General features: G+C 43.2%; 10 protein-coding genes. 5 read left to right on the forward strand and 5 right to left on the reverse strand.

Annotated features, from left to right (window positions below):
• Position 1: 1 nt before the first annotated feature.
• Positions 2-2,629, reverse strand: a complete 2,628-nt coding sequence (locus tag A5870_RS13885; RefSeq protein ID WP_086293493.1) for a glycoside hydrolase family 65 protein — start codon at positions 2,627-2,629, stop codon at positions 2-4.
• Positions 2,630-2,964: 335 nt separating this feature from the next.
• On the opposite strand from A5870_RS13885, the gene treP reads away from it, so the two are divergent.
• Complete coding sequence (treP, locus tag A5870_RS13890; protein WP_086293495.1) at positions 2,965-4,944, forward strand: PTS system trehalose-specific EIIBC component; 1,980 nt, start codon at positions 2,965-2,967, stop codon at positions 4,942-4,944.
• A gap of 121 nt (positions 4,945-5,065) precedes the next feature.
• Here the strand turns inward: treP and A5870_RS13895 are convergent, their stop codons facing one another.
• The gene (locus A5870_RS13895) at positions 5,066-6,439 is read right to left on the reverse strand and encodes an MFS transporter (RefSeq protein ID WP_077453203.1); all 1,374 of its coding nucleotides are present in this window, start codon (positions 6,437-6,439) and stop codon (positions 5,066-5,068) included.
• A 258-nt stretch (positions 6,440-6,697) separates the two neighbouring features.
• Between A5870_RS13895 and A5870_RS13900 the strand changes: the two genes are divergently transcribed.
• Positions 6,698-7,183 carry a DUF2798 domain-containing protein gene (locus A5870_RS13900; RefSeq protein ID WP_086293497.1) on the forward strand — a complete coding sequence of 162 codons (486 nt, stop codon included), beginning with the start codon at positions 6,698-6,700 and terminating at the stop codon, positions 7,181-7,183.
• 292 nt (positions 7,184-7,475) lie between these two features.
• Here the strand turns inward: A5870_RS13900 and A5870_RS17415 are convergent, their stop codons facing one another.
• From A5870_RS17415 to A5870_RS13910, 3 genes are read right to left on the reverse strand one after another with little or no spacing between them, the layout of a single operon-like run.
• Positions 7,476-7,640, reverse strand: a complete 165-nt coding sequence (locus A5870_RS17415) for a hypothetical protein (protein ID WP_167822213.1) — start codon at positions 7,638-7,640, stop codon at positions 7,476-7,478.
• Complete coding sequence (locus A5870_RS13905) at positions 7,637-8,227, reverse strand: DUF1700 domain-containing protein (RefSeq protein WP_081117611.1); 591 nt, start codon at positions 8,225-8,227, stop codon at positions 7,637-7,639. The genes A5870_RS17415 and A5870_RS13905 overlap by 4 nt, the downstream gene beginning before the upstream one ends.
• Positions 8,214-8,540 (reverse strand): PadR family transcriptional regulator, encoded by a 327-nt coding sequence (locus tag A5870_RS13910; protein ID WP_086293498.1) that lies wholly within the window; start codon positions 8,538-8,540, stop codon positions 8,214-8,216. Before A5870_RS13910 ends, A5870_RS13905 begins: the two co-directional genes overlap by 14 nt.
• A gap of 319 nt (positions 8,541-8,859) precedes the next feature.
• Here A5870_RS13910 and A5870_RS13915 point away from each other — a divergent pair, with 319 nt between their 5' ends.
• The 3 genes from A5870_RS13915 to A5870_RS13925 all read left to right on the forward strand — a co-directional run bounded on the left by A5870_RS13915 (position 8,860) and on the right by A5870_RS13925 (position 12,966).
• Complete coding sequence (locus A5870_RS13915) at positions 8,860-9,474, forward strand: TetR/AcrR family transcriptional regulator (protein WP_170924053.1); 615 nt, start codon at positions 8,860-8,862, stop codon at positions 9,472-9,474.
• 345 nt (positions 9,475-9,819) lie between these two features.
• Positions 9,820-11,841, forward strand: a complete 2,022-nt coding sequence (pulA, locus tag A5870_RS13920; protein ID WP_086293502.1) for a type I pullulanase — start codon at positions 9,820-9,822, stop codon at positions 11,839-11,841.
• Positions 11,842-11,958: 117 nt separating this feature from the next.
• On the forward strand, positions 11,959-12,966 hold the full coding sequence (locus A5870_RS13925) for a LacI family DNA-binding transcriptional regulator (RefSeq protein WP_086293504.1): 1,008 nt from the start codon (positions 11,959-11,961) through the stop codon (positions 12,964-12,966).
• The last annotated feature ends 99 nt before the right edge of the window (positions 12,967-13,065 follow it).

Consider the following 13,065-nt stretch of genomic DNA (forward strand, 5'->3'; position numbering starts at 1 on the left):
TTTAGTAAGTAATCGTTGCTTCTTTGTTTGCTTCTAACGAAACTTGCTGCCCATTCACTAAGATCGTGACTGGCTGATCAGCAGTGATCGTCAATGTTTCATGTGTAACATTCATTGCAAAGTGGGTGCCGCGAACTTCTAGCTGGAAGGCTAAGCTGTCCCAGGCTTTTGGCAAGTTCGGTGTGATCTGCAACTGCTCTTCTCGAATATCGATCCCAGCAAAAGTGGTTAACGGAATAAACAACGTAGCGGCCATGACACCGGCGTGAATGCCTTCTGCCGTGGTTCCGCCTTGGATATCACGGTAATCAGAAGAGAGCGCTTCTTGGTATAACGACCAAGCCAATTCCTGATCATCCACCATTGCCGCTAACTGAGCGTGAACGATCCGCGACAAAGTCGAGCCGTGGGAGGTGCGAGCCAAATAATAATGGAGATTTTTTTCAATATAGTCTGTTGGCAGTTGGTAAGAAAGATCTGCCAAAATCTGATTGACTTGCTCTTTTGAGAAATTGTAGAAAATCATCAGACTATCGGCTTGTTTCGCGACTTTGTAGCTGTCAGCACTCTTGCCTTCAGCGTTCAAGATGCGGTCCATCCGATAGATGTTGCCATATTTCTCTTTATAATGGGCCCAATCCAGATCTTCCAACTGGAAGTACCCTTCAAACTGTGCGATGATACCTTCTTGATCGATCTCTAAGCCTAATTTGGTACGAATATCTGCCATAGCAGCAATATCCGCTGGGGTTAAAGCCGTTTTCTCCAATACTGCTTGGAAGCTCTCTGCTGATAGTTGTTGTTGGAGGTTCTCGATCTCTTCAAACAACCATACTACCATCATATTGGTATAGGCGTTGTTTTTCAAGCCACCTTGTTCACTATTTGGGTAGCTTTCATGAAATTCATCTGGTCCCATGACTTTATCGATAAAGTAACGTTGAGTAGCATCATCCCAGGTGGCAGCACTTTGCCAGAAATGGGCGACTTCTAACATCAATTCTAACCCATATTGTTCCATGAAGACCCGATCTTGCGTGTTGTGCCAGTATTGCCAAATGTTATAAGCGATCGCTAAGGAGACGTGGCGCTGCAAGCGACTGTGGTCTTCTTTCCATTCGCCGCTGATAGGGTTCAAATGCAGTTCTTGGGATTGCTCACTGCCATCCAATCCAGATTGCCATGGGAACATGGCGCCTTGGTAGCCGGCTTTTTGGGCGTCTTTTTTGGCAGCAGCTAAGCGGCGGTAGCGATACAGCAAAATTTCTTTGGCGGTGTCAGGAAAATGTAGAATGTAAAACGGTAAGATAAACAGTTCATCCCAGAAAATATGACCGCGATAGGCTTCGCCATGTAGGCCACGGGCAGTGATACTGGCATCTAAGGACTCCTGATAAGCATTCGGTGCTGCGGAGACTAGCAGATGATACGTATGCAGATTCAGCATTTTTTGTGACATCAAGTCACCAGTGACTTCGATGGCCGCTTTCGCCCATAATTCATCCCAGGCTTGTTTTGAGGCGGTATACATCGTCGCAAAATCAGGTAATGCTAAGGAAGAAAACGTAAATGCCGGTTGCGGCTCTTCTTGGCGATAAGCGGCAACAGTGACTGATTTTTCGACCCGATAAGTTTGGCCTTCCGTCACCTCAAGGGCTACTTGCTGACGGACGAGCTGGTCGTTTGTTTCAGCGTGCAGCTCAGCCAATGGCAGGTCCTGTGAAAACAGTTCAGAGGATTGGACAACGGTAATCTGTGATTGGTTAGTGGTGACCACTAAATGCGCTTTGTTTTGTTCAGCTGCTGCCTCTTTCACGGTCAAATGCTGGTTGGTTAAGCTACGGTAACGAGCGACGTTATAGTTATAAACCGATCCGTCGGCTTCACTAACGAAAGTAACGGTGCCGGAAAAGTTCAGTGGGGTAAACTGATAGACCAAGCTGTATTGGTGAACGTCTTGCATATTGGCGATTTTCTTCGTTTCGATTCGCAGACGCTTTTGTTTTTTGGTTTCAATTTCTGCCACTGATTGGAACAAGCCGGTCTTCAGATCCAATGTCCGTTTAAAGGAAAGGAGCTGATTGTTGGCGATGTCGATCACTTCATCATCGATCTTCACGTACATTTTTTGCAGATTCGGTGCATTGACGAAGTCTTCATTGCTGATGGTATGACCAGAAACATCCGATTCTACCGTATTGTAAAGACTTGCTAAATACAGCCCTGGATAGTTCGCTTCACAAATGGTCATCTCAGGCGTCGTGCCTCGCAGCCCTAGATAGCCGTTGCCGACGGTTAAAAGTGACTCCACCGAGTATTCATCTTTACCAGGGGTGTAGCCATAGTATTCGAGGGTCCAAGGAATTTCAGCACTTTTTTCTTCATACTGTTCTTTCGTGGTGCAAACAAAGGGACGATTCAATTTTTCTGTCAACCATTGGTCCAGTGAAAAAGTCCCTTCTTCATTCGTAAACACCAGCGATTCAGAGATGATCCCGCCACCTTCCATTTGCTGCAGCTGCGCGGTCAGTGCGGCAACTCGTTCACTGTCAGTCCCAGAAAACGGATAGGTCGTACCAGTTTGATCCGTTAATAGCCATTCTTCCTTAGACAATATAATCGTATTCACAGTAGTTGTCCTCCTTTAAACTTGTCTATACATGCAAGATGATTATAACGTAAGTTGTAAGCTATTTCAATTTATCTCACCTGTTTTTTTATTCTTTTTTGTCAAATAAACAGTAAATAAAGTTATTGGCAATATTATTTTATATTAATCAAATATTTTAAAGAACGTTTATTTATCAAGGTTTTAATACGGTATATTTTCTATTCACTTGTATTGTTTATAGAAAAGTGAAAAAAATTGGTTTGAAACGCTTGCAATATCAAAACTATCAAGTTATGATTAGTGCGTAATCAAAACATATATATACAAGTGGATGTGAAAGGGGTTTATTAATTATGGGAAAGTATCGTGATGATGCTGAGAAGCTGCTGGAATATGTTGGCGGCAAAGAAAATATCGCCGCAGTAACACATTGCGCGACACGGATGCGTTTTGTTTTGAACGATCAGTCAAAAGCAAACGAAAAGGCAATTGAAGAAATTCCAAGTGTCAAAGGAATGTTTACCAATGCGGGACAATTCCAAGTCATTATCGGCAATGATGTCTCAACGTTTTACAATGATTTTACCGATGTATCAGGAATAGAAGGTGTTTCTAAAGAACAAAGTAAAGCGATTGCAAAAAACAATCAAAATATCGTGCAACGAGCGATCGCTACGTTAGCTGAGATCTTTACCCCGTTATTACCAGCGATTATTGTCGGTGGTTTGATGCTAGGGCTGAGAAATTTCTTAGAAGGTGTACCGCTAGAAGCTCTAGGTGGACAAACCATTACGCAAGCTTCTACTTTTTGGAACGGTGTCAATGGCTTTTTATGGCTGCCCTGTGAAGCGATCTTTCACTTTCTACCAGTAGGGATTACTTGGAGTATTACACGTAAGATGGGAACCACGCAAATATTAGGGATTGTTTTAGGGATTACATTGGTTTCACCGCAATTATTAAATGCTTATTCAGTAAGTTCAACTTCTGCTGCAGAAATTGCTCAAAATTATACGTGGGACTTCGGGTTCTTCACTATTGATAAAATTGGGTATCAAGCACAAGTAATCCCAGCAATGCTGGCAGGTTTCTTATTGGTTTATCTTGAAAGATTCTTCCGGAAATGGATTCCAGAAGCGGTTTCAATGATCTTCGTTCCATTGTTCTCATTGCTGCCAACTATTTTAGCAGCTCACATGGTATTAGGTCCAATCGGTTGGCAAATCGGATCAGGCATTTCTTGGGTCGTAAATGCTGGCTTGACCTCACCATTAAACTGGTTATTTGGTTTCATTTTCGGTGGCCTGTATGCGCCTTTGGTTATTACCGGATTGCATCATACAACGCTGGCGATCGACTCTCAATTAGTAGCGGATTTTGGGACAACCAACCTTTGGCCAATGATCATGCTGTCAAATATTGCGCAAGGTACGGCAGTATTGGCGATTTGGTTCCTTCACCGTGGCAATAAAAAAGAAGAACAAGTCTCTGTTCCAGCAACGATTTCTGCTTACATGGGGGTTACTGAACCAGCGATGTTCGGGATCAATTTGAAATATGTTTACCCATTTGTCGCAGCAATGGTAGGTTCTGCCTTTGGTGGTATGCTGATCACTGCAACGAATACCCGTGCATTAGGTATTGGTGTAGGGGGACTACCTGGCTTCTTATCATTTAAAATTGAAAACTATCCAATGGTCTTCATCTCAATGGCGGTGACGATTGCGATCACGTTTGTTTGCACCATCATCTTTAGAAAAGTTACCTTCTTAAATAAATTAGAACCGCAATTGGCTGCTGATACAGCTGCAGCAGCGGCTGTTGCACCAACGACTGCTGCACCGACAACTGCAGCCCCAGAAGCAGCACAAGTTTCAGAAGAAACCCTTTATGCTCCAGCTGATGGGAATGTAGTTGCCATCACTGAAGTTTCTGATCCTGTCTTTTCTCAAAAAATGATGGGTGACGGCTTTGCTGTTCAGCCAACGAATGGAACGATTTATGCTCCTGTTGCAGGTACGATCTCTAGCATTTTTGAAACAAAGCATGCAATCGGGATTTTAACCCCTGGTGGCGCGGAAGTTCTTGTTCATATGGGCTTAGATACTGTGGAATTAAATGGTGCGCCATTTGAGGTCCTTGTTTCTGAAGGTGATACGGTCACACCAGAAACGAAGCTTGCAGTGATGGATCTAGATGCCGTTACCGCAGCTGGCAAACAGACCGATGTTTTGACGGTCATCACGAATGCCGAAAAAGTGCGTCAGCTTTCATTGACGACTACAGGCACAGTGACAGCCAAAACAGCGGTTGGTTCCGCTGAATTAAACTAAAAAAATAATCCGTTTCCGAGAGCGCCCTTGACTAAGAAGGGGGATCGGAAGCGGATTTTTTATGGCCGCCCTCAAGAGAGAGCGGCTTTTTTTCGTTGTTTTTCAATGGGCAAATCTACAGTTAGCTGACAGCTTTTTTGTCGGTGTTTTTGCGGAAGTAGTTGATCGTTAATAGGAAAGTCAGTAAGACCAGGGCCCACAAAAAGAATAAGGCGATTTGAGAGCCGATGACCGTCCCTTGGGTGTAATCAGTCGCCGCATTTTGTGCCAAATTGATAATGGTCGCCACCACAGCCGTCGCCACTGCGCCAGAAAACTGCTGCAGCGTATTAAAGATCGCATTACCGTCCGCGTACAACGCAGGAGTCAGCTTGTTTAAGCCGGTGGTCATCATATTGCTGTAGGCTAAGCCGATCCCGATCATGTAAAAGACATGTCCAGCAACTAGGCTCCAAATGAAAGGCGAACGCAAAACGAGGGCTAAGGCAAGCCAACCGATGGCAATCAATGTCAAACCAGACAGGATCGGTTTTTTCGGTCCAACTTTATCCAGCAACCGACCAGAGATCGGCGCAAGGACCGCACCGATGGCCGCCCCAGGAAGCATAACTAATCCTGCAGTAAAAGCATCTTTTCCCAAGACGAGTTGGACAAAGTTCGGCAAGACAAAGGAAATGCCCAGTAAAAGGAATTGACAAACAAGAAAGCCAAACAGAAACAAACTAAAGCTGCGGTTTTTCAAAACAGCCAAACGAATCAATGGGTTCGAGCCTTTTGAGCGTTGATAAAACAAGCCAGCACCAATGAAACCGAAAAGCAGCGGCAGTAGACTCGCTAAGGTGCCTACTTGATTCAAGAACAATAAGAAGCCGCTGAACATCAAGACGATTCCTAATACACTCAGTAAATCCAGGGAAGTGTCTTTTGCCCCAGCCGTTTTAGGGATCGAGTAAAGGCCGAGTACTAGGGAGATCAGCAAGACTGGGATCAAGAAAAGAAAGATCGCATTCCAAGACCAATGGGCGGTCAATAAGCCCCCATATGTCGGTCCGATCGCTGGAGCGATGGAAGTGGTCAAATTCCCTAAGCCGATTGCCGCTCCCCGTTTTTCAAAGGGGGAGTAAGTCAAAATGATGTGGAACATCAAAGGCAGTGCGATCCCTGTGCTGGCACCTTGGAAAAAGCGGCCAATCAGCAAAATGGCAAACGTCGGCGATAAAAAGTCGATCACCAAGCCAACAAGGAAGAAGGCGTTGGCAGCTAGAAACAAGGTTCTCAATGAGAATCGTTTCAAAAGGTAGGTCGATATTGGGACAATGATGGAGATGACCAGTAAGTAGATGGTCGTCACCCATTGCACATCGGATGTTGAAAGCGTAAATTGATCGATCAATGTCGGAAACGTTACATTCATAGCTGTTTCAATCAGAACGCCTGCAAATGACATCAATCCGGTTGCGAGGATCGCCCCCACGAGTTTTTTGTTGTTTTCCATATTCTCACCTCTAAAAATTCGCAAAAAAAGAGACCGTTTCTATTCTCATAGAAACCGCCTCTCTCTCGACAAGCGAACCCGCTTGTTATCTGTACGATTTAATCTATCGCTATTCTACTGACTTCATAAGAAAGTGTCAAGAGAAGTGGATAAAAAAATAGCAAAAAACTTTTTTGAAAGTTTTCAAACTTTTACTTACACGAAAAATTTTCTTCTGCTAGAATAGTCGAGTACGAAAAAGAGAAAGGAAGTTGTTACATGCCCATCAACAAAAAAGAAAGTTTGATCTATACGACACTTATGTGTATTTTCATGGTGTATTTTATGAGTGTTTATAACCTCATGTTTCAAGTCGGTGTTTCTGCATTGGCATTCCAATTGGCGTGGAATGAATTGCCATTAGCCCTTTTTGTCGCCTTTATTTTGGATTGGTTCATTGTTTCTGGTCCGGCAAAAGGTTTGGCGTTTCGATTTTTGGACCATCAATCAGCTACTTGGAAAAAAATCGGTTTGATTTCTTCATTGATGATCGCCGGCATGGTGATCTGTATGTCACTTTTTGGTGCGTTGATGCACCCAAACCCTGATCACTCGGTGTTCGTCAATTGGCTAAGCAACATTGGGAAAAATGTGATCGTCGCATTGCCCTTGCAATTGTTTATTGCAGGCCCAATCGTTCGCCGGGTGTTTCGCGCCTTGTTTCCTATTGGCACTGTGCAAGAACAGCCAGCACTAGGGGAATAATCGATCATTAGAAAAAACGTGCTGCAGACAGGCTCTGCCAAGGTTAGCTAAAATAGCTGGCTTGGCGATAACTGGACTTGCGGCACGTTTTTTTGCTTTTATAGACAGCAAAAAAACCCATAGGATGGTATGGGTTTTTCTGGTTACCCTATGAAATAGGATACAGGATGTACCTATATAGTAATATGGTGAGATCAAAAAGGAAAGTTCAATTTTTTCATCAAAACATGAAATTGTTGAAAATCGATTGTTTTTCTGACGAAAAAATCAACTTATAATTATTTTCCGTCTGTTATTCCGTATAGAAACCAACGAGTTGATACCAGCGACGATGCTCAATATGGTAGGCATCAGGTGAGTACCCTGACATTGAAAAACCGATAAAGGTGATGACCAGTCCGATAATAATAAACAACAGACTGAGAAAAACGAAAAAGCGCTTATTGATTTTGATCATAGGACTGCCTTCTTTCGATAGTTTTGAACAAATGATTTCGGCCAAACGACAAGGGAGTGGGTAAGGCGTGAAAAAGGTCGGCTCATACTATAAGTGGCGATCAGGCAAAGCAGCCCTAAACCAAATAAGAAAATCCCCACACCTAACTGACTTAAAAAGAGATAGAAACCATCCGCCATCAGCATGGGACTTAAGACAACGCTGGCGATCCCACCGATAAACGTAGTGACACCAATCATGCCAGTGGTGAAAGGCACACACCAGATGATTATTAAAAAGCTTAGGATCAGCAATGCGGCACTTAACAATAAGCTGCCCCACAATGGGAAGCCTAGCACTAAGATCAAAAGCAAAAAGGGATGAAAGCGGCGAGGAATCTCTACTACGACCTCTTCCGTTTCGGTGACTGCTTGGATCAGTTCTTTTGGGGAGCCAAGGCGTGCCACGGCTTCTTCTTCGGTGTATCCTTCTTCCATCAAATCTTCGATCATCTCGTCATAATAGTTGATCAGCTGATGAATCTCGCTAGGTCTGACTTTTTCGGATAATTCTGCAGCCAATGCCTTGATAAAATCAACTCTGTTCATCTAATGTTCCTCCTTTAATAAATCGCTGGATCAATGTCAATTGGGGCCAGTCGTTGGTTAAAAAATCATCGATCCGCTGTTTGCCAAGTCTGGTCAAGCGGTAATATTTTCGCGTCCGTCCTTGATGGCTTTTATTATAAGTCTCAACCGCTCGGCTGGCCTCTAAGCGCTTCAAGATAGGATAGAGCGTTGATTCTGAGATTGGCAGTATAGGAGATATGTTTTTGACTAATTCATAGCCATAAGAGTCACCATGCTGCAAATAGGCTAAAACACAAATTTCCAATAATCCTTTTTTTAATTGGGCATCCAAAGGCTCTCCTCCTGTTCATACTCATACTATACATTACATAGTATCATTCCACAAGCAGCACCAGTCAAAATCAGCCTTAAGTCTGAGCACCATATGACAACAAGAGCTCATTCGACAAAATGGTCAAAAATAAAAAATAAAATTAAGAAAATCGGCAGAAAGTATAGGTTAACGTGCTCTTTTTTGTTAAAGTAGAAGTATATAGATTACTTTCAGTCAGAAAATGGGCGTTGGTTGTGTTTCTAAAAGCTGCAAGTAGTCAAAATGAATGAGACGAACGTCAGCAAGAATTGGTGACGTCCAGAAAGGAAGGGGTATTATGAGAAAAGCAACGATTACGAAAAAATATTTGATCAATTGCTTAAAAAAATATCTGGTGGAGTATCTTTATCGACCACTCACTGTCCGCGACATTGCTAATTACGCACGAACATCGACTCAACCAATCTATTTGAATTTTTCAAACATGCAGAATTTCAAGCAGGCGATGGTCGAGGATGTGTTTCGCGATATTCATGAAGCAAAAAAAGAGTCAGTGGCGACACTAGATCCTTTATACAGTTTTTGGCATGACTATTACGTGTTCGCCAGTCGCAATCGGGCCCTCTTTTTTGCATTATTTTTAAATGATATTGGTTGTGGTCCTTACATAAAAGAGCGTTCTTTTGCATATTTTCAAGAAGCAATTGCTGAATCAGCTGTTTTTCAATGTGCGCAAGAAAACGATCTGAGGAAGTACCATGAAGAAGCCTTGATTTTTTTTAGTGGGTTGGTATTGCTGTTTATTCGTGAAGGAAATACTCAAGATAACGCTGATTTTTTGAAAGAGACACAAAATTATTGGCAGCGAGTCCTTCATGAACCAGTTGGTTTTTATCAAGATGATCTACCTAAAACCTTACTTGAATCAGGTCTAGCTGTAAGTGATCAATAGATAGCGTGAAAGAAAGGAAAAGATTTCTGAATATTGTGACAGCTATCGTTGCCATTATTGATTTCCTATTTTTCAAAAATCCCCATCGGAGCAGTGATCTTAAAGATTAGAAGCAATAGCTACTCTTTAAGAGCCGTTCAACGAGTGGGGGTTTTTCTTTTGATAAAAATAGGCGGGAGTCGTTCAGCAAAATAAGAAAAGGTCTTGTCTGTAGTGTTAAGGCTTATTTTTTAGGCCGAAGAAGGGGCGGCTTATTGTTGGCAATTTTCAAGAAATATGAGAAGGTAGAAATAGCAGAAAAGTAACTGGGTTTTATAGTTAGCAACGTTGAATGGAGGAATTTTGATGGGACAAAACACGCAGTATGGAGAAAAAAAGATTGCGATCGATCGCAGGATCGGTTTTTTAGAAGAACATACGTATCACGGGAATGATCTTGGTGTGACTTTTCAAGGACAGCAAACCACGTTCAAATGCTGGTCACCAGAAGCAGAGGCCGTGTCAGTATTGATTTATCAAAGCGGTGTTGCTGGGACTGACGATCGTCTGCTGACGCTGCCAATGGTTCAAGAAGACAACTGTTGGCAAGTCACGACGGAAGAAAACGTCAAGGAGCTGTTTTATACCTTTGAGTTTCAACGAGGTGGGCAGAAAATCGAAGCGGTGGATCTTTATGCCAAGGCAGTAGGGATCAACGGAAACCGCGGTGCGATCATTGATTTAAAGGAAACAGATCCTGAAGGTTGGCAGGAAAGTCACGGCGTCGGTCAGCAGTCGATCACAGATGCCTATATTTGGGAATTACATGTCGAAGATTTCAGTGGCGCCGAAAACAGCGGGATTTCACCAGAAAATCGCGGAAAATATTTAGCCTTCACTGAAAAAAAGACCCATCTGGTGGGAGATGAAAGTCAACCAACTGGCATAGCCTATTTAAAAGAGCTGGGGATCAATTATGTTCATCTGCTGCCGATCTTCGATTTTGACAATGATGAAACTTCGTCTGCCTACAACTGGGGCTATGATCCGAAAAATTACAATGTACCTGAAGGACGATACGCTTCTGATCCTAGTGATCCCAAGGCGCGGATTCGTGAATGCAAGCAAATGATCCAATCGCTGCACGAAGAAGCCATCGGCGTTGTGATGGATGTGGTCTTTAATCACACTGCGATCACGGAAGAATCATGGTTTAATTTGACGGTGCCTGATTATTACTACCGTCAAGATGATGCAGGGAATTTTGCGGACGGTTCTGCTTGCGGCAATGAAGTGGCTTCTGAACGGAAAATGATGCGTAAATTTATCATTGATTCAGTTTTATATTGGGCGCAAGAATACAAAATTGACGGCTTTCGTTTTGATTTGATGGGCTTGATCGATGTGGAAACCATGAACCAGTTGCGGCAACGCCTAGATGATGCCGGCTTCAGTCATGTGATCTTATACGGCGAGCCATGGGATGCCGGTAGTAATCAAATCATTCAGCCGAATATCCCAGCCAATAAAAGCAATGTTTGGGCCCTGTCAGAAGGCGTTGCGGTTTTTAGTAATGATTTAAGAGACAGTATCAAAGGCGATGTCTTTGAAGAAACAGACGGCGCGTTTATTCAAGGAATGAATGGTCAACCGCAAGTCAAGCAAACCTTTTATGCGGCAAATTTGGCAACGGCGATTCAAGGAAATACAAAAGTTGCTGGGCAAGAAGGCGCCGAGCGCTGGGCAAAATCGCCCCGCCAAGTGATCGCCTATGCGTCAGTCCATGATAATTTGACCTTATGGGACAAACTGGTGGCAACCATGCAGGCTTCAGCGAAGGAAAGAAATTATGAGTTTGATCCTGAGCTTTTAGCCCGCAACAAACTAGCAGCAGCCATTTTGTTTACTAGCCAAGGAGCCGTGCTGACCCAAGCAGGGGAAGAATTTGGCCGTACCAAAGAAGGCGATGAAAATTCCTTCCGTTCGCCACTGGCAGTCAATCAGCTGGATTGGGCACGTGCCAAAACCTTCAAAGAATTGCGCGAGCTGTATCGGGGCTTGTGGGCATTGCGGCAGTCCTATGCACCATTGAGAGATGCCACGACCCAAACGGCTGAAAGCATGGTCTTTTATGAGACAAAGGATGAAAATCGCTTGGCGTATCAAGTACCCAATCGTGACAAACAGCATCCATGGCGTTCTTTGTTCGTTATACTCAACAGCACGGAAGAAAGCTGGTCCTTTGACTTACCGACGACAACAGAAAATGCTTCTTGGCACATCGTTGCTGACCCCAAAGGAGCTGGGATCACTTCTCGTGGCGTAGCAGCGTCAGGGATAACCCTCGATCCATTGTCTTTCTGCATTTTGGCGGCACAAAGTAACTAATCAAAGTAGAAGCTAAAACAAACTAAAATTTTTAGTTTGTTTTAGCTTTTTTGGTAGTAAAAAAACAATTCTTTTGCTATACTTTTAACAGAATGAGAAGCAGAAAGCGGTGAGCAAATGAAAGTTGTGATCTCTGATATTGCCCGAAAAGCTGGCGTTTCCAGCGGAACAGTCTCTAATGCGATCAACAATCGTAAGGGGATCAGTGAACAAAAACGGCAAGCGATCTTGAAGATCGCTCGTGAGATGGGGTATTTTGATCAGCGAGAAATTAAAAAAACGGAAAGTCAAAAAATCAAATTTGTCATAATGAACAAACAAGGAAATGTCGTAGGGGATACGCCTTTCTTTTCTGAATTGATCCGAGGAATCGAAATGGAGTGCAGTGCGTTAGGCTATGAACTGGTCATTTCCCATATCACATTGGCGCCAGAGGAAGATCCGATCGAAAAGATCCGCCCAGAATTAGTAGATGGTTTGCTATTGTTAGGAACGGAATTAGAAAAACAAGATTTAGCAGTCTTTCGCCATTTGGAAGTACCGTTAGTGATTTTAGATACGGTATTTAATTCGCAGGACTTTGATTTTGTCGCCATTAATAATCGTGACAGTGCCTATGAGATCGTTGAAAAGATGATCGAAAAAGGCCACCGTGACATCGGCATCATCAATTCTACCTTTCAAATCAACAACTTCCGTGAACGTAAGCAAGGGTTCGTCCAAGCGATCCAAGAGCATGATCTGATCCATTATGAAGAGACGGAAGCCTTAGTAGAACCTACCCTGGAGGGTTCCTATCAAGATATGAAGGTCTATTTGGAATCCTTGCGTGACGATCAGCGACCGTTACCAAGCGCCTTTTTTGCGGTCAATGACAATATCGCCATCGGTGCCATGAAAGCCATTCGCGAAGTGTTTCCCGATCATCCGTTGACCATCGTTGGGTTCGATGATATTCCTTTGGCGGAATTTTGCAACCCACCACTGACCACCGTCAAAGTAGATAAAGTGTACCTTGGTCGCCAAGCTGTGCGACGCTTGATCGAGAAAATCACCAATGAAGATGAAAACCATCTGAAAATGCTGGTCGCCACGACGATCGTCGAACGTGAAAGCATCAATTAAGATAAAAATAAGAAAAAGGACAAAACGTTTAGCAAGCGTTTTGTCCTTTTTTAGTTAATAAACAAAAATATTTATCTAAAACTATTGCAAAATATTTAG

The sequence above is a fragment of the Enterococcus sp. 2G9_DIV0600 genome, assembly GCF_002140615.1.
Taxonomy (GTDB): Bacteria; Bacillota; Bacilli; order Lactobacillales; family Enterococcaceae; genus Enterococcus_D; species Enterococcus_D innesii.

Excerpts from the sequence above, each read along its gene's own strand:
- A5870_RS13900 (WP_086293497.1), top strand. The coding sequence starts at position 6,698 with ATGCCCATCAACAAAAAAGAAAGTTTGATCTATACGACACTTATGTGT.
- A5870_RS13895 (WP_077453203.1), bottom strand. The coding sequence starts at position 6,439 with ATGGAAAACAACAAAAAACTCGTGGGGGCGATCCTCGCAACCGGATTG.
- A5870_RS17415 (WP_167822213.1), bottom strand. The coding sequence starts at position 7,640 with ATGATCAAAATCAATAAGCGCTTTTTCGTTTTTCTCAGTCTGTTGTTT.
- A5870_RS13905 (WP_081117611.1), bottom strand. The coding sequence starts at position 8,227 with ATGAACAGAGTTGATTTTATCAAGGCATTGGCTGCAGAATTATCCGAA.
- A5870_RS13915 (WP_170924053.1), top strand. The coding sequence starts at position 8,860 with ATGAGAAAAGCAACGATTACGAAAAAATATTTGATCAATTGCTTAAAA.
- pulA (WP_086293502.1), top strand. The coding sequence starts at position 9,820 with ATGGGACAAAACACGCAGTATGGAGAAAAAAAGATTGCGATCGATCGC.
- A5870_RS13925 (WP_086293504.1), top strand. The coding sequence starts at position 11,959 with ATGAAAGTTGTGATCTCTGATATTGCCCGAAAAGCTGGCGTTTCCAGC.
- treP (WP_086293495.1), top strand. The coding sequence starts at position 2,965 with ATGGGAAAGTATCGTGATGATGCTGAGAAGCTGCTGGAATATGTTGGC.